Origin of the sequence: Proteus sp. CA142267 (genome assembly GCF_003336825.1) — a bacterium.
In the GTDB taxonomy this organism is placed as follows: domain Bacteria; phylum Pseudomonadota; class Gammaproteobacteria; order Enterobacterales; family Enterobacteriaceae; genus Proteus; species Proteus terrae.
The window spans coordinates 47,175-66,669 of sequence record NZ_QPMG01000006.1; the positions used below are offsets into that span (position 1 = coordinate 47,175).

17 protein-coding genes are annotated in these 19,495 nt (G+C 36.7%); 13 read left to right on the forward strand and 4 right to left on the reverse strand.

All coding sequences use genetic code 11. From position 1 onward, the window contains the following. Positions 1-53: 53 nt before the first annotated feature. From deoC to prfH, 4 genes are all read left to right on the forward strand, one after another. Entirely contained in the window at positions 54-722 is a 669-nt protein-coding gene (deoC, locus tag C0T34_RS11320; protein WP_075672244.1) for a deoxyribose-phosphate aldolase, read from the forward strand. A gap of 55 nt (positions 723-777) precedes the next feature. After that, positions 778-1,554 carry a DeoR family transcriptional regulator gene (locus C0T34_RS11325; protein WP_109850187.1) on the forward strand — a complete coding sequence of 259 codons (777 nt, stop codon included), beginning with the start codon at positions 778-780 and terminating at the stop codon, positions 1,552-1,554. 312 nt (positions 1,555-1,866) lie between these two features. Then, positions 1,867-3,003, forward strand: a complete 1,137-nt coding sequence (locus C0T34_RS11330; RefSeq protein WP_098941314.1) for an RNA ligase RtcB family protein — start codon at positions 1,867-1,869, stop codon at positions 3,001-3,003. Then, on the forward strand, positions 3,003-3,614 hold the full coding sequence (gene prfH, locus C0T34_RS11335) for a peptide chain release factor H (protein ID WP_109850188.1): 612 nt from the start codon (positions 3,003-3,005) through the stop codon (positions 3,612-3,614). Before C0T34_RS11330 ends, prfH begins: the two co-directional genes overlap by 1 nt. Positions 3,615-3,835: 221 nt before the next feature. On the opposite strand, the gene C0T34_RS11340 is transcribed toward prfH, so the two are convergent. From C0T34_RS11340 to dpaL, 4 genes are all read right to left on the reverse strand, one after another. Continuing rightward, positions 3,836-5,110: an MFS transporter gene (locus C0T34_RS11340; protein ID WP_109850189.1), complete on the reverse strand. Its 1,275-nt coding sequence runs from the start codon at positions 5,108-5,110 to the stop codon at positions 3,836-3,838. Between the two features lie 95 nt (positions 5,111-5,205). Next, positions 5,206-6,792, reverse strand: a complete 1,587-nt coding sequence (locus tag C0T34_RS11345) for a D-aminoacylase (protein ID WP_109850190.1) — start codon at positions 6,790-6,792, stop codon at positions 5,206-5,208. Between the two features lie 72 nt (positions 6,793-6,864). Further along, a complete protein-coding gene (locus C0T34_RS11350) occupies positions 6,865-8,049 on the reverse strand; it encodes a YgeY family selenium metabolism-linked hydrolase (RefSeq protein WP_098941317.1) in 1,185 nt (394 codons plus the stop codon). 30 nt (positions 8,050-8,079) lie between these two features. Then, complete coding sequence (gene dpaL, locus C0T34_RS11355; RefSeq protein ID WP_098941318.1) at positions 8,080-9,297, reverse strand: diaminopropionate ammonia-lyase; 1,218 nt, start codon at positions 9,295-9,297, stop codon at positions 8,080-8,082. Positions 9,298-9,661: 364 nt separating this feature from the next. Between dpaL and C0T34_RS11360 the strand changes: the two genes are divergently transcribed. The 9 genes from C0T34_RS11360 to C0T34_RS11395 all read left to right on the forward strand — a co-directional run bounded on the left by C0T34_RS11360 (position 9,662) and on the right by C0T34_RS11395 (position 19,487). Further along, positions 9,662-11,458, forward strand: a complete 1,797-nt coding sequence (locus C0T34_RS11360; RefSeq protein WP_109850191.1) for a sigma 54-interacting transcriptional regulator — start codon at positions 9,662-9,664, stop codon at positions 11,456-11,458. Between the two features lie 658 nt (positions 11,459-12,116). Beyond that, on the forward strand, positions 12,117-12,689 hold the full coding sequence (locus C0T34_RS11365; protein WP_109850192.1) for a fimbrial protein: 573 nt from the start codon (positions 12,117-12,119) through the stop codon (positions 12,687-12,689). A 58-nt stretch (positions 12,690-12,747) separates the two neighbouring features. Further along, positions 12,748-13,428, forward strand: coding sequence for a molecular chaperone (locus C0T34_RS11370; RefSeq protein WP_109850193.1), 681 nt, complete (start codon positions 12,748-12,750; stop codon positions 13,426-13,428). A gap of 18 nt (positions 13,429-13,446) precedes the next feature. Further along, positions 13,447-15,957 carry a fimbria/pilus outer membrane usher protein gene (locus tag C0T34_RS11375; RefSeq protein ID WP_239450327.1) on the forward strand — a complete coding sequence of 837 codons (2,511 nt, stop codon included), beginning with the start codon at positions 13,447-13,449 and terminating at the stop codon, positions 15,955-15,957. Between the two features lie 9 nt (positions 15,958-15,966). Then, positions 15,967-17,028, forward strand: a complete 1,062-nt coding sequence (locus C0T34_RS11380) for a fimbrial protein (RefSeq protein WP_098941322.1) — start codon at positions 15,967-15,969, stop codon at positions 17,026-17,028. A gap of 310 nt (positions 17,029-17,338) precedes the next feature. Continuing rightward, the gene (locus C0T34_RS11385; protein WP_109850194.1) at positions 17,339-17,863 is read left to right on the forward strand and encodes a PAAR domain-containing protein; all 525 of its coding nucleotides are present in this window, start codon (positions 17,339-17,341) and stop codon (positions 17,861-17,863) included. Between the two features lie 2 nt (positions 17,864-17,865). Further along, a complete protein-coding gene (locus C0T34_RS18330) occupies positions 17,866-18,354 on the forward strand; it encodes a hypothetical protein (RefSeq protein ID WP_239450328.1) in 489 nt (162 codons plus the stop codon). A gap of 18 nt (positions 18,355-18,372) precedes the next feature. After that, the gene (locus C0T34_RS18335) at positions 18,373-19,053 is read left to right on the forward strand and encodes a hypothetical protein (protein WP_239450329.1); all 681 of its coding nucleotides are present in this window, start codon (positions 18,373-18,375) and stop codon (positions 19,051-19,053) included. Continuing rightward, positions 19,050-19,487, forward strand: coding sequence for a hypothetical protein (locus tag C0T34_RS11395; protein WP_109850195.1), 438 nt, complete (start codon positions 19,050-19,052; stop codon positions 19,485-19,487). Before C0T34_RS18335 ends, C0T34_RS11395 begins: the two co-directional genes overlap by 4 nt. Positions 19,488-19,495 lie beyond the last annotated feature (8 nt).

The following is a 19,495-nucleotide window of genomic DNA, read 5'->3' on the forward strand; positions in this document are numbered from 1 at the left end:
TTGCAAAACTAACATGAGTGATAAATAACAATCTTCTTATTAAGGAATATACAATGCGTCCATTAGCTAATTATATCGATCATACCCTTCTTGCTGCAGATACAACTGAAGCACAAATCAAGAAATTGTGTGCTGAAGCAGCTGAACATGGTTTCTTCTCTGTTTGTATTAACACTTCTTACATCCCTTTAGCAAGAACTTGCCTTAAAGGAAGTGATGTAAAAGTCTGTTGTGTTATAGACTTCCCATTTGGTGCTGGTTTAACAGCAACAAAAGCATTTGAAGCAGCTGAAGCTATTCGTCAAGGCGCACAAGAAGTCGATATGGTTATCAATATCGGTATGTTAAAAAGTGGTCGTTTAGACTTCGTAAAACAAGATATTGAAGCAGTAAAAGCAGCTTGTGGTAATACAACTCTGAAAGTTATTTTAGAAACTTGCTTATTAACTGACGACGAAGTACGTTTAGTTTGTGAAATGTGTCGTGAGATCCGCGTTGATTTTGTGAAAACATCAACAGGATACAGTACAATGGGCGCCACAGAACATCATGTTGCATTAATGCGTAAAACAGTGGGTGATGAAGTGGGCGTGAAAGCATCAGGTGGTGTTCGCGATCGTCAAACAGCATTAAACATGATCAAAGCAGGTGCAACACGTATCGGTGCTAGCGCAAGTGTCGCTATCGCAACAGATTCAGATGCACCTGAATCAAACTACTAATTATTTAGCGTATATTTTCTTGGAGTACGCTATTCGATAACACAAGGATCCTTCGGTGATAGAGACCAAACAGCAAGAACGTTTGCGCCGCCTCAGTGAATGTATTAAACGCTCAGGTCGCATACATCTTAAAGACGCCGCGAGGATCCTTGAAGTTTCTGAAATGACAATTAGGCGCGACCTTAGTTCTGACGCCGAAAACCCTTTTCCGATGTCATTATTAGGTGGTTATGTTGTTGCATTAGCCCAGCCTCATTCAGGGTTAATTTCAACATCCTCTGATATTATTACGCCGGATCAAACCGAAGAACTTCATATTCCTAACCTTGCCGCAGGTATGGTCTCTAATGGCGATGTTCTTTTTTTCGATAATGGACAACTTATTCCTACACTGATTGAGCTGATTCCCGATAACCTGCATTTCACCGGAATTTGTTATTCTCATCGCGTATTTTTGGCATTAAGCCAGAAGAAAAATGCCACCGTATTACTCTGCGGAGGTGAATATCGCCCTAAAAGTGATTCTTTCTACAATCCTACCCAACCTTCTTATCTTGATAGCATTAATCCTAAGAAAGCTTTTATTTCAGCTGAAGGTGTTCATCTCGATTTTGGCGTTACCTGTTATAACATCGACGATCTTTATATGAAGAAAAAAGCGATGGATAAATCTATTCGTAAAATTTTACTCACCAAATATCACTATTTTGATGAAACAGCGACAGGCAATATGGGCGATTTAGCTCAGTTTGATGTTGTTATCACAGATAGAAAATTGACGGATGATTACGAAGATTATTGCCGAAAAAGCTCAGTAAAAGTAATTTATTAATTAAAAATAGAGAGCTAACTAAAATAGATAATAAAGAAAATTTAGCCTTAAATTAAATAAATTACATTTATTCTCTTTTATAAAAACAAAGAAAATTCACGCCACTTTTTGATTGCCAAGGCAAAAAAAAGTGGTTACTATGCCCGCGATTTATTATTTCTCACCCATTTTAATTAACGCAAGGAGGTATCCCATGACAATTACAAATATGAATACTCTTTGCGGACAATCTCAGAAGTAATCCTTTTTTCCTTCTTTTTGCTGTCCGCCAATCAATTTATTTTTTATCCTTTACATTATATGGATTGGTATATGGACAAGTGTGTTCATTATTTATCTGATAGCGTTTGTTATATCGCATCGGATAATACCTGGATTGAAAGCAAAGCAATCCAACAATTAGAAACAACGGCTCAACTTCCTGATATGGCTTATGTAGCAGGTATGCCAGACCTACATCCAGGTCGCGGTTATCCTATTGGAGCAGCCTTTTTTTCTGTTAATCGTTTTTACCCTGCCTTAGTCGGAAATGATATTGGCTGTGGTATGACACTCTTTCAAACTGAATTTAAAAACAGCAAACTTAACTTAGATAAAGCAGAAAAACAGTTGAGTGAAATGAGTGATATCGCACCTTCAGAATGGTTAGAAGCACATCTACCGACTGAAATGCAAAACCACCCTTTTGCTGGATCTTTAGGCTCTATTGGTGGTGGTAATCACTTTGCTGAATTCCAACAAATTGACCAAGTGATCAATGAAACGCTTTTCGCTGAAAGTGGTATCAATAAAAAACAGTTATTGCTACTCGTTCACAGCGGATCGAGAGGCTTAGGACAATCTATCTTACGTGCCCATACAGAACATTTTGGTCATAAAGGGCTGATTGCTAACACCGAAGATGCAAATGAATATTTGCAAGCTCACAATAATGCACTTGATTATGCAAAGATTAATCGTCGCCTTATTGGTGAAAGAATGATGCGCCAAATACGTACTCAAGGTGAAGTTATTTCTGATGTAAATCATAATCTTGTGGAGCCTTGTGAGTTATATGGTCAACAAGGCTGGTTACATCGAAAAGGTGCAACACCGGCACATCACGATATGGTCGTTATTCCGGGTTCACGCGGTGATTATAGCTATATTGTTAAGCCAATTGTGTCTGAATTAAGCCTTCATTCATTACCACATGGTGCAGGCAGAAAATGGATGCGTACAGAGTGTAAAGGACGTTTATCACACCGTTTTACGCCCTTACAACTTTCACGAACTACATTAGGTAGCCGTATTATTTGTGCCAATAAACAGCTGATTTATGAAGAAGCACCACAATCTTATAAATCAATTGAGACTGTGATTGAAAGTATGGTGAACATTGGATTAATCGAAGTTATTGCACGTTTAAAACCCGTGATCACCTATAAAACCAGTGGGGAAATGGCGTAATGTTATTACAATTCACCTCCGCACAAGGCCCTGAAGAGTGCTGTTTAGCCGTTGAAAAAGCCTTAAATTATTTTTTGAAATCAACAGAAAAACAGCAAGTTAGCATTACTGTTCTTGAAAAAGAGCCTTCACGTCATGGCTTAAAATCTGCGTTAGTATCTCTTGAAGGTAGTGATGCACAAGCTATCGCACAACAGTGGGCAGGTTCAGTGCAATGGCAGTGTGCAAGCACATTACGACCACGACATAAGCGTAAAAACTGGTTTATTGGTGTTGCTTGTTTTGAACAACCTGATGAAATTAATGACAAAGAAATTGTCTTTGAAACCATGCGTTCCAATGGCCCCGGTGGACAGCATGTTAACAAAACAGAATCTGCGGTCAGAGCAACACATATTGCCACTGGTATTAGTGTAAAAGTGCAATCAGAGCGTAGTCAGCACGCTAATAAAAAGCTCGCTAAACAACTTATTGCATGGCATTTAGAGGATTATATGCTGAAGCAGCACGCCTCATTAAATAGCCAACGCCATATTGCCCATCACCGAGTTATTCGTGGCGATGCCACACTCTGTTTTAGTGATAATGACTTTGTTCTGACAAACAAATAATGTCATTAATCTAACAAAAGCAAAGCCACGATTTTTAATCGTGGCTTTTTTAAGACAAAAGTATCCTGCAATAAGATTTTTTAAATTAAAAAATCAATAAAGCGTATAGTGAATTTTAATAAATAAATCTTACAGTTAATACATTTATTTTATTTAATTAATCTTATTTCTTTTAATAACATCACACTTATTTAAATATCAACGTTATTAATACTGATTAATTAAACGGGTGCAGGTGTATTTTTCATTTTAACAGTGAACGTCACAACAGCAGAGGCAACCAATGCAACTATCATAAACATAAATGCACTGTCATAACTACCGCCACTGGCTTTAATTAAGAATCCCATAACCGGTGCGGAAACAACACCTGCCATTTGCCCCCCGAAATTAACAATTCCTGAAGCTCGGCCCATGATTTTATTCGGGATAGTATCCATTAAAATCCCCCAGAACATTGCCATGGCGAAGAACATAAATAATGCTGAAATACACTGATATACAACAGCCATATCCGCACTTTCAACGGTATATGTCATATATAAGAAGCCTGCTGCAATTACTGCGGTAACCATATATAACCATTTACGCTGTGATTTACATTTATCAGAAACATAACCACCTAATAATGTACCACCCGCACCAAATAAAAATGGAATAGCCGCCATTACCCCGGTTTTAGCCAAAGAGAATTCACGAACAGTAATTAAATAACTTGGCAGCCATGTTGAGAATCCCCAGAAGGTAATATCAAACAGAAACCAAATCGCTGCCATTTGCCACAACACTGGCATCTTTAAAACGTCTTTAAAAGGTACCGCTTCAACAGGTTTATCCGTTAATGTACCATCTGCCGCTAATTCATCGAGATCTTGCTGAGTAATACTTGGATGATCTTTTGGATTATCACGAGTGAAGAAGTAAATACCTGCAGCAATTAATAAACCCGGAATACCTAAAACAATAAACACCATATGCCAGCCAAAAGCACCGATAATACTCGCTGCAACAATGACAGCTAATGCTGGCCCTAAGGTATTTACTGTTGATTGAATTGCCGTTGCACGACCACGCTCTTTAGATGGGAAATAAGTTGAGATCATTTTCCAAGAGGCAGAGGGAAAACAGCCTTCACCAATACCAAATAAGAATCGCACGGCAAGCATTAACGGTAATGTAAACACCATACCCGTTAAGCTGGTGAATACTGACCACCATGCAATACCGATCGCCATGATTTTACGCGCACCAAAGCGGTCAGCTAAGAAACCACCAGGTATTTGGAATGCCGCATAACCGACAAAGAACGCACTGATTATTAAGCCTTGTTGGGTGGTATCAAGATTAAGATCACGTCCAATAAAGGGTAATGAAACACTCATTACCATTCTATCTAAGAATGAAAGTAACCATGCTAACCAAATTAAGGATAAAACCGTATAACGAGCTTTCCATGTTTTCTTCTGATGAAGGCCTGGAATAATATTTGAACTCATTTTCCTGTTCCTCAGGTAAGGGGAAACCATCACGGTTGAAGAACAACCGTGATAAACAGAGATAAGGTTTAACGTTTAAGAGCGCTATTGTGCGGCTATGCTCTTAAAACATGACCGCTACAAGCGTAACTTTCGAGCCCATTAATTAATGCAATACGACCATTGACCATCACCAAGTCGATCCCTTCTGGGTATTGGTTTGGTTCAACAAACGTACCTTTATCAATAATGGTTTCAGGATCAAACATCACAATATCTGCGGCATATCCCTCTTTAATTAAGCCTCTGTCGGTTAATCGAAGGACTTCTGCAGGTTTACCTGTCATTTTGCGGATAGCTTGTTCCCAAGTGAGGCATTTTTCTTCTCTGACGTACTTCCCTAAAACACGAGGGAATGCACCGAATACACGGGGATGAGGCTTACCTGCTCCCATTAGCCCATCAGTACATACGTTTTGTTCAGGACGACATAAGAATTTGATAACGTGTTCTTCTGTACCGTAAAAATCCACCATTCCTACCGCATTTTCTTCTTCATATAGCAGATCGAAAGTTGCGTTATACGGATCTTTACCTCTCAATTTACCTAGCTCTACAAGGCTAAGGCCAACGGCATCTTGGTTTTTTTCTGTTTTAGAACTAGTGACATAAATATTTTCTAACCCTGCGAAATCAATAAAGTTATCCCAACCCGGAATACCTTTTTCGATATCTTCAATCATCTTTTTACGCAGTTCAGGAGAAGCTAAGCGCTCTAATAATTTTTCTGTACCTCCTGCGTGAACCCAAGGCGGTAAGATCACCCCAAGCATAGTACTACCTGCCACATACGGGTATTGGTCAAAAGAGATACGAATGCCCTCTTTTTGTGCTTGCTCTAACATACCGAGCATTTCATCGATTAATCCCCAGTTTTTCTTACCACAAACTTTCATATGGGAAATATGCAACCAAACACCTGATGCTTTAGCGATATCAATAAGCTCTTGAGTTGATTGAATAATATCGTCAGCTTCACTGCGCTGGTGAACGACAAAAATACCATTGTGTTTTGCTGTCACCTTACAAAGTTCGATCATTTCGGCGGTATCACCAAAGGCACAAGGCATATAAATCAATCCTGTTGATAAACCAAACGCCCCTGCTTTTAATTCACGCTCTAAGATCTCACACATCTTGGCGACATCTTCGCGAGTAGAAGGATTACCTTCTAATCCCATCGCTTCCATTCGGATGTTGCCATGAGGAACAAGGTATGCAAGATTCGTTGCAGAGCCTCTAGCTTCCAACATACCTAAATAACCTTCGGTATTTTTAAAATGCCAATCAATGCTGTCAGAATCGCCATCTAAACCCGCAATATTCTTGCGCCATGCTGAAATATATTGTTCTGGTAATGGTGCTAACGCGACACCATCTTGCCCTAACAATTCAGTGGTGATCCCTTGGCGGATTTTGGCGGATAAAGCAGGATTAAGCAGAGCAGACAAGTCAGAGTGAGTATGTGTATCTATAAAACCGGGACAAACTATTTTCCCTGTTGCATCAATAATCTGATCATTTGTTTTTGCATCAAACTGGCCGATTTTTATTATTTTTCCTTCATTAACCACAACATCAGCTTGAAATGCACTTGCCCCTGTTCCATCAATAACAGTGGCGTTTTTAAATATTGTTTTCATTCTGTTATTTCTCCAAAGAGCATCTGACTGTTTTGTCAGATACTCTTCTAGTAAGGATTTATTTCGTAAGAATTAAAGGTGGTAAAGGCTATTCATAATGCTGTAGTAACCGCTCGCAGCACCTGTTAGCTGTTCAATTTCGATATATTCATCAATGGTGTGTGCCAAGTTTTCGCGAGATGGACCAAAACCAATGGTTTTAATGCCCGCTTCACCTGCATAGTGGCTACCGTTAGTACAGAAAGAGTATTGTGTGACGGTAGGGTTAAAGCCCGATTCACGCAGCCCTTTTAAAACGCTTTGTACATAAGGATCGCTCTCTTCTAATACCCACCCAGGGAAGAAACGTTCACCTTCAATAGTGGCTCCGGTGTAACATTTTTCAGTACCGTAGGCATAAGAGACTTTAGCTTTAAAATCAGCATCTTGAGAAGCGAGTTCATCAATCGCTTTTTGTAATGGTGCAAGCACTTGCTCTTTAGTTTCACCCACTAATAAACGGCGATCGTAAGTGGCACGACAATACTCAGGTACTACCGAAGCACCCGGATAAGGTGATGATTTAATATCCGTTAGTTCTAAGATCCCTTTTCCTAATACAGGATGAACCGATGGCGTTAAGGTTCTGATCTTCTCGATCAGTTTTGCCATTTTATAAACAGAGTTGATCCCTGCATCTGGATTAGCGGAGTGAGCGGGTTTACCAAAAGTTTCAACAACAATTTCAGCACGACCACGTTGCCCAATTTTGAGGTTTAATTCGGAGGCTTCACCAATCACCACATAGTCTGGTTTATAGCGCTCAGAAACGAGTCTTGCGGCAACACCTTCAAAACACTCTTCATGCACAATACAAGAGACATAAATGCGGCCAGCAAAGTTGCGCTGATTATCTTGGCCATAAAAACCTATCGCCGAAATCATGGCAGCGACAGCACCTTTCATATCACTGGTGCCACGGCCATAAATCTTACCGTCTTTTATTTCTGCACCATAAGGCTTTTCTTTCCAGTCACGCTCACTAACCGGTACGGTGTCGATATGACCATCAAAAACAAGGGTTTTCCCTGGATGTTGACCTATAATTCCGCCAATGATATTGCCGTATTTATCAATATGAATGTCGTCAAAATCATAGTTTTTCATCATCTCTTCTATGACCTTAACAACGTTACCTTCTTCACCTGAATAGCTTTTTTGTTGGATTAATAATTGGCAATTCTTAATAACTTCATCAAATCGGTTTGCTGATAACATACTGTTCACTCCAAAAGACTTATTTGTTTTTTAAAATTGTTTGAAGCTAGGCAACTCACCATCCCACACGATATCGCGATAACGTTCAGGATCAGTGTCACCTTCAGTGCTTATCACAAGCACTCTTGCATTTTCATCTAATCCCAGCGCTTCTTTCGCGCTCTGATAAACAGGTGATTGCATCAAAATAGAGAGCAAGCCTGTTGTCACTGCGCCAGATTCACCAGAAATGATGTGCGGATCACCGGGTAAAGGGTTCCCTAAAATCCGCATTCCCCTAGTCGCGACGGCATCAGGGCAAGAGAAAAATGCCGCTGAATAATCGCGTAATAAATTCCAACCAATACTATTCGCCTCACCACAAGCAAGCCCTGCCATCACTGTTTGTAGATCCCCACCAACAGGAATGGCATCCGCTTTTCCTGATACCGCAGATTGATATAAGCAGTCGGCAATACGTGCTTCAGCCACAATCACTTTCGGTGCTTGTTTGCCATAAGCCGCGGTTACCATGCCTTGCACCATACCCGCAAAAGAGCCCACACCGGCTTGCACAAAAATATGCGTCGGAGGTACTTCATGTAATTGCGCGAGAGATTCCAGCATTAAAGTGCCGTAGCCTTGCATGATCCAAAGTGGGATCTCTTCATAACCATCCCATGCAGTATCTTGAACCACTATCCAGCCGTATTTTTCAGCCATTTCAGCTGTCATTCTCACTGCATCGTCATAGTTCATATCAACGATTTCAGCGACGGCACCTTCACGTAAAATGGCATCCAAACGTTCTTGTGATGATCCTTTTGGCATATAGACCACAGCTTTTTGCTTTAACTGTCTTGCCATCCAAGCAACACCGCGTCCATGATTCCCGTCAGTGGTTGTCGCAAAAGTTACGCCATTTAACTTTTTCCTGATCTCATCACTGATCATTACCTCATAAGGTAATTCACTTATGTCCATTTCGAGGAAATCAGCAATATGGCGTGCCATCGCATAAGCACCACCTAACGCTTTAAATGCTTTTAAACCAAAACGGAAAGACTCGTCTTTGAGATATAACTCACCAACCCCTAAGGTTTTGGCTAACTGGGGTAAATGAAATAACGGTGTAGGTGCGTATCCTGGAATAGTTCTGTGAAAATCTAACGCTTTGACTAACTCTTCATAACGAAAAGGGGCAAGCTCAGCGGTTGGTTTTCGCGTAAATGAACTTTGGTTAATCAGGTACTGCAATTGCTCCTGCATGGAATTACCTCTTAATCACACTTTAAAATTCGCGATAACCCAATATCGCGATTAATCGGAATACATAGGGTTATCCCCTATATCGCAATATGTATGCCAACTCACTGAAAAAACATTGAATAAAAACATAACAATTTGATTTTAAATATTTTTATTGATTTAACGATTAAGAGATGAAATTCATGATGCAGAAAAGCTGTGATCTAGGCGGTTTTATTTAAGTGATAAATTATCAATAATAATAAACTGTGTGAGCTTTATACAAAAAACACATAACAAACTAATAAATAACAACTAAATTTAACTCACCAAACAGGTGATGATAATTTATTATCAATATTGATAATTTTAAGGTGAGAATGTGATGCACTCATTACTCAGTACCCTACAAGATGAAATCAGCAAGTACACTGATGCCATTGCCGGTATCACTGGTACCGATGTTGAAATTATTGATAACAACTTAATTCGTATTGCTGGTACAGGTCGTTATCGCTATATGCTCAATCAAGACGTCTCCAGTAATGGGCATATTTATCGCCATGTACTACAGGTTCAAAAAACCATTCTGATTGAAGATCCAAAAGAGAACGATCTCTGCCAACTCTGTCAAAATCGCTTAACTTGTACCGAAGAGCTTGATCTAAACGCGCCAATTTTCCTTAATAATCAAGTTATTGGTGTTATTGGCATTATCTGTTCTAACCGAGAACAAAAAAAATTCCTGATGAAACAAAAGCAGGCTTTTATCACCTTTATAGAGCAATTTTCAGAGATGATCTCAAGCCGTGTTTTTGAATGCCTTGAAAGGCTTAGAGAACAAGAACGATTTGGCACTTTCCGTAACTTGATTGATGTCATGGATAGGGGGGTGATTGCGATCGATAGCCAAGGCAAAATTTGGCACGCTAATCTTTCTGCTTTACGCTTTTTTGATTGTGAATTGATTGGTCAATCTCTCGATATCCAGATGACAGGCGATATTCTTTATGGCGATGAAGAAGCATGGCTGATATTAAACCAACAACGCTATCATGTTCTGTGTAAAAAAATCACGTTTTCATCAGTTGATAATGACCAACTTAGCATGGTTATCTTTCATGATGCTCGTGATTATATGACACAAGTAAATACCCTCTCCGTTGATGAAAATCCCCACTCCCCTTTAATTGGCAACTCACAAAATATGCTTCAATTAAAAAGTATGTTAAGTAAAGTCGCCGTTAGCCACGCCAGCGTACTTATCACTGGAGAAAGCGGTTCAGGTAAAGAAGTGGTTGCTTACTCTATTCACCAACAAAGCCTACGCACAAAACAGCCTTTTATTACCATTAATTGTGCAGCTATCCCAGAACAACTACTGGAAAGTGAGCTTTTTGGTTATGTACGTGGTGCATTTAGTGGCGCTGATCCTAAAGGGCGTATTGGTAAATTTGAATTAGCGCATGGTGGAAGCCTATTCCTAGATGAAATTGGGGATATGCCTTTGCATCTACAAGCCAAGCTTTTACGTGTACTCCAAGAAAAAAGTATTACTCGTGTTGGCTCTAATAATATGATCAATATTGATGTGAGGATCATTGCCGCCACCAATAAAGATCTGCGTGAAATGGTAAATAAAGGACAGTTTCGTGAAGATCTGTTTTATCGTCTGAATGTGGTTCCGATCCACACTCCCGCATTACGTGATCATCGGGAAGACATTGCAGAGCTTGCGCAATTTTTTGCCGACGATTTAGCATTAACCTATCAGCGACCTGCAACGAAGATCCCCAACTCTATTATTAACTACCTATATTCCTATGATTGGCCCGGCAATATTAGAGAGCTACGCAATGTGATTGAGTATATGTATGTTATGCAAGGCGATACCGTTGATTTAAACCTCAGTCACCTTCCTCCTTATTTGCTAGAAACCCCTCATTCTGATCCTTTAGAAAAAGCCAGTGGTATCTATACAGAAGCTAAAACAGACAATAAAAATAAAACTCAACCATTAAACACACAAGAGCTTCTCAAAACTCAAAACCTGACATCAGAATATCAAACCATTATGAGCGTGTTAGATAAAACAGGAATAACATTAGAAGGAAAGAAAAAAGCTGCTGAAATTTTAGGAATAAGCATTGCGACTTTATATAGAAAAATGAAAGCTCAATAAAATTGCATTTAATATGGGTGTTTTCATATTTAAAACACCCAATATGAAAATTAAATAAAAAAACAGACAAAGAAAGTTATAATAATAATTATTCCCACTAATACTGTTTACATTATTATTAGGAACTCTTCTTTTAATGACTACTTTTTATAAAGAATTGTCATCCTGATAATTTAATATTAATGCTATTTGTAACTAAATATATTTTCCATAAAGTAAATTTAAACTATCCCCTCTGATCCTCATTCCCTCTCAAAAACATAATCCAATGAAAAATAACATAAAAAAAATTATATTTTATTATCTTGTTAATGATTTTCATCTATTACATAAGAGAATTTTGTAACACTGTGCATGAGACAGAACTAAATAAACCACATAGAATCCGCTTATACAAAAATTGAAGCCAATTTCTATATCCAGATTTAATGTTAATTATAAAAATTAAAACAATGAAAGTTGATTACGATTTTTATGATTAATAGTAAAAGCTATTTTATTTAAGATTATATTTTTTATTAGATTTATCTGTTTAAATTGCTGATATCTCCTGGTGCCTTTAGTTGATCTATGAGCAGTAATAATAAACTAATCTTAGAATAAATAGCAATTAATATGCTTTATTAAATACTATTTATATCAATCACTAGGGGTTAACATGCCTATTTTAACAAAAAAATTACTTCCAATGGTTTTCGTTATTTCTGCAATAACGGCAAGTGCTACAGTTTCTGCTGAAGAGCAAACGGGTCAGATTTCTTTTACTGGTTTAATTTATTCATCAACGTGTACTATTGATATTAATGGCACAGGTTCTGATGGTAACGTTAATATGGGACGTTACGCAACCAGTGAATTTAATGACGCAGGTAGCGAAGTAGGTGGATCAGCGGGTAATGGTAAATTAGATATCTCTTTAATTAATTGCCCACCACAAGGTAAAGTTAAATTAAAATTATCAGGTAAAACTGATGATAGTTCTGATAGAATTTTAGCATTAGATAATCCTAATGATCCTAATACCGCAAAAAATGTCGGCATACATATTTATGATGATTATGATCTAGTTAATCCTTACCGTATCAATTTTACTGAAGAATATGATATTAAAGATACTGGCGATCTTAAATCTAAAACACTTTCTTTTATTGCCAAATATGTCAGCACTGATGATGACGTAGAAGCAGGACGTGCTGATGCAACATTAAATTATACCCTGACTTATCAATAATAAATAGAAGCAGGTTAATTATTATATTAACCTGCTTCTATTCAAGAGGTATTTAGCAATGATATTAAAAAACACACTCTTAGGATTAGGCTTAATATTTAGTTCAATCACATCTTGTTTTGCTGGATTTGGATTAGAAACAACACGTGTTGTTTATAATGAAACAAATAACAATGAAGGTTTTGTCGCCTTTAATGACGATAAAAATACTAATTATTTATTACAGTCTTGGGTCGAAGATCTTAATGGTAAACTCACTCAAGATTTTGTTATTACTCCACCATTAATTAAGTTAATGGCACAGCAAAAAAATACATTACAAGTGACTAAAAATACTATTTTGCCTAATGATGTTGAATCTATGTATTGGATCAATGTTAAATTTGTCGCACCAAGTAATGAAAATTTAGAGAATGTTCTTCGCTATTCTCTAACCAATAGGATCAAACTAATTTATAGACCTCAATCTCTTAAAGATGTTAATACTGAAAAAGAAATCAAAGAGTTAAAATGGAATGTGAAAAATAATAGCCTTGTCGTATCAAATAATTCACCTTATTTTGTCAATATTGGAAAACTTATTGTTGATGGAAAAGAAATTGAAAAAATACCTAGTTTTCTATCACCAAAATCAGAAACAGCTATTAATGTAAATAAAACACTTTCTGGTAAAGAAAAAATAAAACTATTTTATATCGATGATTTTGGAAAAAGCCTGCCAATGGAATTCTCATTATAATAAGAGATATTATTAAATATGAAAAAGACAATGGATAATTATTTTAATAAGTCGTCACTTCATTTATTTTTTGTGGGTGCTTTATTTGCTTCTTTTAATATATCAGCAAACGATTATTATCCTGCTAATCTATTAAATATTGAAGGAAGTACTCAACAAGTCACTAATGAAGATCTCAATGTATTTAGAGAGAATAGTATCGCTCCAGGACTCTATACAGTAACACTTTTTGTAAATAATAATCGTATATCAACCCGTGAATTTGATTTTATTCTAATGGTAGATGAGGGCAATAATAAAATATTAGCCCCTCGTCTTTCAGCTGAAGAATGGTATAGCGCGGGTATTGATCTCCCTCATGATGTGATTAATAAAAACAAAAATAATGGTTTTATTAATCTCAACGATATCAACAATGCAAGTGGTTATTTAGATTTAAATAGAAAACAGTATATTTTAACACTGCCACAATTATATGTTAACGAAGATAGATTAAAAGAGAATGAAATAAAAAATTGGGATTCAGGTATTCCTGCATTATTAGTGAATTATGCATTATCTTCATTTAATAGCCGTAGTCATGGTAATACGAAAAATAGTTATTATGGCAATATTCAAACCCAAGTTAATTTAGGTCCTTGGCGTTTTAATAATTATTCAACATGGACAAAGAATGAAAATGGCGATAAAAAATGGAATACATTAAGTAATGTTCTTTCTAGAGCAATTACCAGCATTAATAGTGAGTTAATGATTGGTGATCTCTATTCTTCTTCACAGCTATTTGATTCAGTAAAATTTAGAGGTATTAAACTCGTTACTGATAGATTAATGACACCAACACAAAACAGAACCTATGCGCCTAGTGTTTCTGGCATTGCTAATACAGAATCTGTTGTCACTATCACCCAAAACGGCCAAGTGATTTATAAGCGTAGCGTACCTGCTGGGCCTTTTAATATCACCGATTATTATCCAATGAACAGTGGCGGTGATTTATATGTCAGCGTGACTGAAGCCGATGGCTCTGAAAAGAATTTTATTGTGCCTTTTTCTTCTATTGCCAATCTTGAAAGAAAAGGTGAAATAAAATATAGCTTTTCAACTGGTAAATATGACGGTAATAACAGCGGCGATGGTGCTTATGTTGTTCAAACCGAAGCTTTCTATGGTTTAACTGATTACGTCACTCTTTATGGTGGTGTACTGCTCGGTGAAAAATATCAATCTGTTGGTGTTGGTACAGGGGTAAATTTAGGGAGCTATGGCGCGATCACTACCGATTTGCTATACGCCAAGTCTTCCACTAACAATGGCAATGATCCATTACATGGTAATGCATTTAGAGTAAATTATTCTAAAAATATATCAGTAACAGATACAACACTTTCGCTAGTCGGTTATCGCCATTTTGATGCCAACTTTCTTAACTTTACGCAAGCGATGGAGCACAAGGATACAAAATACAATCCACGCGATGGATTGAAAAATGAGTATACACTATCCATTAATCAGCCTTTATTTTCTAATAATGCTTCAATTAATTTAAATTCTGTCATTTATAAATATGTGAGTGGTAAAACTGTTCATTCTTATAATGCCGGCTTTAACAGCGCGATTAATAAAATTAACTATAGCGTTTATTACACTTATTACGATGGCAGTCGTTATAACGACAATAATAAAAGTAGCCATGATTTAAGTATGAATATCAGCATTCCTTTTTCATTGCATGATAACTACATTTGGGCAAATTATGGTATATCGACCAATAATGATAACCAAGTATTACAAACCGCACGTTTAAGCGGAACCTATGGTGATAAAAACCAAGCAAATTGGGATGTTTATCAAGGATATGGCAATAAAGGTGTTAATTATAGTGGTGGTTTAAATGGCTCTTATAAAGCCCAAAGCGCTGTTGTTAATGCTGGTTATTCATATACGCAAGATAAGCAAAATATCAACTATGGTATTAGTGGTGCGTTAGTTGCAACACAATATGGCGCGGTGTTTGCTCCGTCATTACAACAAACGAATGCATTAATTTTAACCAAAGATACTTCAGGTGTTGAAGTGATCAATGGTCAATCCATTAAAACCAATAATAGTGGATTAGCCGTTGTTTCTGGTATGTCTCCTTACCAAAAAAATAGCATTAGCGTTAATACTAATTCAATCCCAAGTAACACTGAAATCTCTAACAATATTATTAGTAATATTATTCCGACCAAAGGGGCATTAGTGTTGGCGGATTTTGATGCTAAAAAAGGATTTAAATTCCTACTGACATTACAGACACCGGATAAGAGTACTATCCCAATGGGGGCTAAAGCCGAAATTGATAACGACGATATGCAATTAGTTGCAAGCTTCCATCAACTCTATTTTGTTGCCAATAAACCGCAAGGCAATATTCAAGTTTCATGGACAATTAATGGCGAGCAAAAAAGCTGTCATGCAACCTATGATATTGATAATAAAACTCCCGTTAATGGCTTATATATTTTAGATACTGAGTGTAAATAAGGAAATAAAATGACTAACTTAAAAAAGAAGATAAACAAATTATTATTTCTAATTTTTACTCTTAGTTTATCTTCTCTCTCTTTTTACAGCCATGCTGCACCTGATTGTGTCAATAACGGGGGGATAAAACATGGCACGATGGATGCTAGAGGTGGCACCATTGAACTAAAAGGGATGATTAAAAAGAACCAAGAAGTAGCACGTTTTACATTTAAGCGTGATGGCTCTGATGTTGCAGTCGCAGATTGCCCAGATGGTGCGGAATTCTATGCTTATGCAACATATAGCGAAGCAAGTGGTGTAATGCCAACATATTATGGAGATATTGATGGTAGACCTGCATATTATGTTGTACGCAATGGTCCTACGGTAGGCTTAGACGATTATGCTTATGTTCTAATCGAAAACCAGTCTGGCCTTGCTTTTAGAAGTCAGCCAGGGCAAGAAATCCCAGTCAATGCGCCCAAACTTAATACCAGAGACGCAACAGTCATTGTTTACGCGACTAAAGATAATCCTAAATCACAGCGTTTTACGACTCAATATATTGGCTCAATATTAATTAATCGCTTTAATTCTGGTGGTGGAACAACAGCCGTTGGTTTTAGTTATCGTTTATCCGTAAATATTATTAGTGCGCCAACATCTTGTAGTGCTGAAAATACAGATCTTGAGATGAACTTACCTAAAATGCCTATTACTGCATTTTCTGATATCGGCTTTCCACGCGATAATCAATATGCTGAAGATCATCTCAGAATCAATTGCACTGGTGATGCCTCCGCTAAAATAAAATTAATGGCACACAACACCACAAGTTATGAGGGGCAAAAAACAATTATCAAACCCGATAATGAAGGTAATAGTAATAATGCCAAAGGTGTTGGTTTTGTGGTTTCATCCCCTTCCAGTGGCGATACCGTATTAATTAATAATCAGTTTGTAAAGCTTGCTGATTTAGCCAGTGGTATTAATAACGTTCCATTAAAAGCTGAATATTATCGCTATGGCGATGAAGTAAAACCCGGCAAGCTCAGTGCTTCCGCAAACTTTGTGTTGGAGTTTGATTAATAAAATACACGATAAGCAAGCCAAGTTAAAAATTAAATAGTGATGATTATTTACTCTCCCCATATTAAAAATTAGCTATTTGATATGGGGACTTTTTAATAAGAACACTATGAATAAGATTAGAGTATTTTCCAAAAAATATTCAATTATACCGTTTCCTGCTAATCATTTTTCACCTCCCATTAATGTTATTCGAAAATATCAGCCTATATAAAAAGGTTAATAATCAAACAAATAGTTAAAAATAACTTGTTAATTACCTTTATCTAGCCAATAATGGAATTTCACTTAAGTCAAAAAGGGAATTTATATGGCTACTGGATATTTTTTACGAATAGGTGATAAAACAACCTGTGGTGGTCAAATAATAACAGGTGATGATACTTTTAAGTTTTATGGCTCTTCCGCAGCACGCGAAGGCGATCTTGTTACCTGTGGTAAACACTCTGGAACTTACCAAATACTGGGTGGTATTAGTTATGTTTTGGGAAATAACCGCCGTATCGCAGGAACCTTAGACAGCTTTAGCTCCTGCCCTTGCAAAGCAAGACTCATTAATTCTATTCAAGATTGTTATGTAACCGAATCATCAGGAAAATCTAGCACTCGTACAGAAAATAGTCTGACCAATGAAGCTAGCACAACAACAGATAGTCCCCATCATATCCGATATCTCTGTACTGATGATAATAATCTTCCATTAGCAAATTGTGATTATCAACTCTATCTTGATGATAATCAGTCTATTACAGGTATCACTGACTCTAAAGGTTATACTTCATGGCATCAAACAAAATCTGCCAATAATGTCTTTATACACATATTAAAGGATTAAATATGTCTGTTTATTCTGTATATACAAAAATAGAATCAAATGTTCCTGCCAATAATTTACTTTATGATTTATCTATTTACCGAATGGATGAAAATAAAAGGAAAATTTATTTACTTCCCCTAGTTTCAAAACAATCTCTACAATCCAATTATGAGACATTAAAACATCAAACTGTGGATACTGACGATCCACTTATTACCACTTATATTGTTGAGATAATGCTGTATAGAAAAAATAGGCTTCTAACTCAACAAGCACTTAAAAAACCTTTTAGACGGTTATACACCTTAGAAGATTTAACATTAGGTAAAGCTTGTTCAGAGAAAAAAAGAGAAAATGCTTGTTATTTCGAATCAAGTGGGCAAACAAAGCTAGCTAATGAAGGTGATAACACTATTAAATTACAACTTACTGTGCCTGAAAGACAATTTATTGCAAAAGAATACCCCATAGGAAGTGCTAAAGATCCGTTTGAAAAGAGCCTATTTTAGTTTGAATTACTTCAGCGAATGGATCATTTTGATTATCCCAATCAAGGAGGAACAAGCTTGTGTGGGCCTGCTACATTTTTTTATTGTCTGCTAAGAGATAGACCTGATATCTATGAACAAGCTGCAAAAGAGCTATGGCAATATGGACGAACAAAAATTGGTGGGTTAGAAATAGTACCAAGAAAAGGTTGCCGTAATCCTAATGGACATTTCAATGATGCTTATGGCTCAGTTATTTCAGGACTTGATTGGGTAACATTAGCAAGCCTTAGAGACACAGAAAGCACAATACTTAGCTTTGATACTATAGACTCGCCAGTTTCTGGCGCAACCACATGGTGGGTATTAGCAAAATGGTTTGAAAAAGCAGGTTACGAAAAAGTATTTAGTAATGTAGGAATTACTCAAGCTGGAATAAAAGGTATTAATGATCTAAACAAGTATACAAGCGAAAAAGGTTATAAAGTTGTCACTCTTATTTGTGATAGTTTACTAGAAAACAGTGCATCACCAGAAGCTTTAACTGTTCCAACACATTGGATTATTTGGAATGGAGCTGTAACACAAGCCCCAAATGGTGATATTAATTTACAATTATTCTCATGGGGTACAGTTGGCGAATTAATAAAAAAGAATAAAGATATTAACTTTTTTATTAAACGTTTTTTTGGAGGTATGGTTTTTAAGCCACTAAAATGAATATAATTATCTTAAGAATTACATTTATTTTATCTCTATTTTTTTTAACTGCATGTAGTTTATCAGGCAATAAAATAACTTATCTTCCTGATAATGAAATATTAAATGACGCCATGGTTGGAGTACCTTATTTTCAAAAGATTACTATATTAGGAGGACCTGTTATTGGTGGTGTGTACAGAAAAATTGGTTTTATCTCCCCCAATAATTCAGGCCTATTCCTTCGTAATTGTGAATGCCCGAGATCTTCTACCGCAGGTAATACTGACACTACAACTTATGATTATAATTGCGTGGAAATATATGGAACACCGACAAATGCTAGAAAAATAAAAGTCACTATTGGTGGCGCTACATATCCAAGTATGATTGTTGCCTCAAAAGAATTTAGTAGAGATTATATTATTAATGTGGGCTTAGTTGAGACACACTAACATAGAGT

What these genes read in the sequence shown, in the direction of transcription:
- prfH (WP_109850188.1), top strand. Translation starts at nt 3,003, where the DNA reads ATGTTATTACAATTCACCTCCGCACAAGGCCCTGAAGAGTGCTGTTTA.
- C0T34_RS11375 (WP_239450327.1), top strand. Translation starts at nt 13,447, where the DNA reads ATGAAAAAGACAATGGATAATTATTTTAATAAGTCGTCACTTCATTTA.
- C0T34_RS11370 (WP_109850193.1), top strand. Translation starts at nt 12,748, where the DNA reads ATGATATTAAAAAACACACTCTTAGGATTAGGCTTAATATTTAGTTCA.
- C0T34_RS11380 (WP_098941322.1), top strand. Translation starts at nt 15,967, where the DNA reads ATGACTAACTTAAAAAAGAAGATAAACAAATTATTATTTCTAATTTTT.
- C0T34_RS11385 (WP_109850194.1), top strand. Translation starts at nt 17,339, where the DNA reads ATGGCTACTGGATATTTTTTACGAATAGGTGATAAAACAACCTGTGGT.
- deoC (WP_075672244.1), top strand. Translation starts at nt 54, where the DNA reads ATGCGTCCATTAGCTAATTATATCGATCATACCCTTCTTGCTGCAGAT.
- C0T34_RS18330 (WP_239450328.1), top strand. Translation starts at nt 17,866, where the DNA reads ATGTCTGTTTATTCTGTATATACAAAAATAGAATCAAATGTTCCTGCC.
- C0T34_RS11345 (WP_109850190.1), bottom strand. Translation starts at nt 6,792, where the DNA reads ATGAAAACAATATTTAAAAACGCCACTGTTATTGATGGAACAGGGGCA.
- C0T34_RS11350 (WP_098941317.1), bottom strand. Translation starts at nt 8,049, where the DNA reads ATGTTATCAGCAAACCGATTTGATGAAGTTATTAAGAATTGCCAATTA.
- C0T34_RS11340 (WP_109850189.1), bottom strand. Translation starts at nt 5,110, where the DNA reads ATGAGTTCAAATATTATTCCAGGCCTTCATCAGAAGAAAACATGGAAA.
- C0T34_RS11360 (WP_109850191.1), top strand. Translation starts at nt 9,662, where the DNA reads ATGCACTCATTACTCAGTACCCTACAAGATGAAATCAGCAAGTACACT.
- C0T34_RS11330 (WP_098941314.1), top strand. Translation starts at nt 1,867, where the DNA reads ATGGACAAGTGTGTTCATTATTTATCTGATAGCGTTTGTTATATCGCA.
- C0T34_RS18335 (WP_239450329.1), top strand. Translation starts at nt 18,373, where the DNA reads ATGGATCATTTTGATTATCCCAATCAAGGAGGAACAAGCTTGTGTGGG.
- C0T34_RS11395 (WP_109850195.1), top strand. Translation starts at nt 19,050, where the DNA reads ATGAATATAATTATCTTAAGAATTACATTTATTTTATCTCTATTTTTT.
- dpaL (WP_098941318.1), bottom strand. Translation starts at nt 9,297, where the DNA reads ATGCAGGAGCAATTGCAGTACCTGATTAACCAAAGTTCATTTACGCGA.
- C0T34_RS11365 (WP_109850192.1), top strand. Translation starts at nt 12,117, where the DNA reads ATGCCTATTTTAACAAAAAAATTACTTCCAATGGTTTTCGTTATTTCT.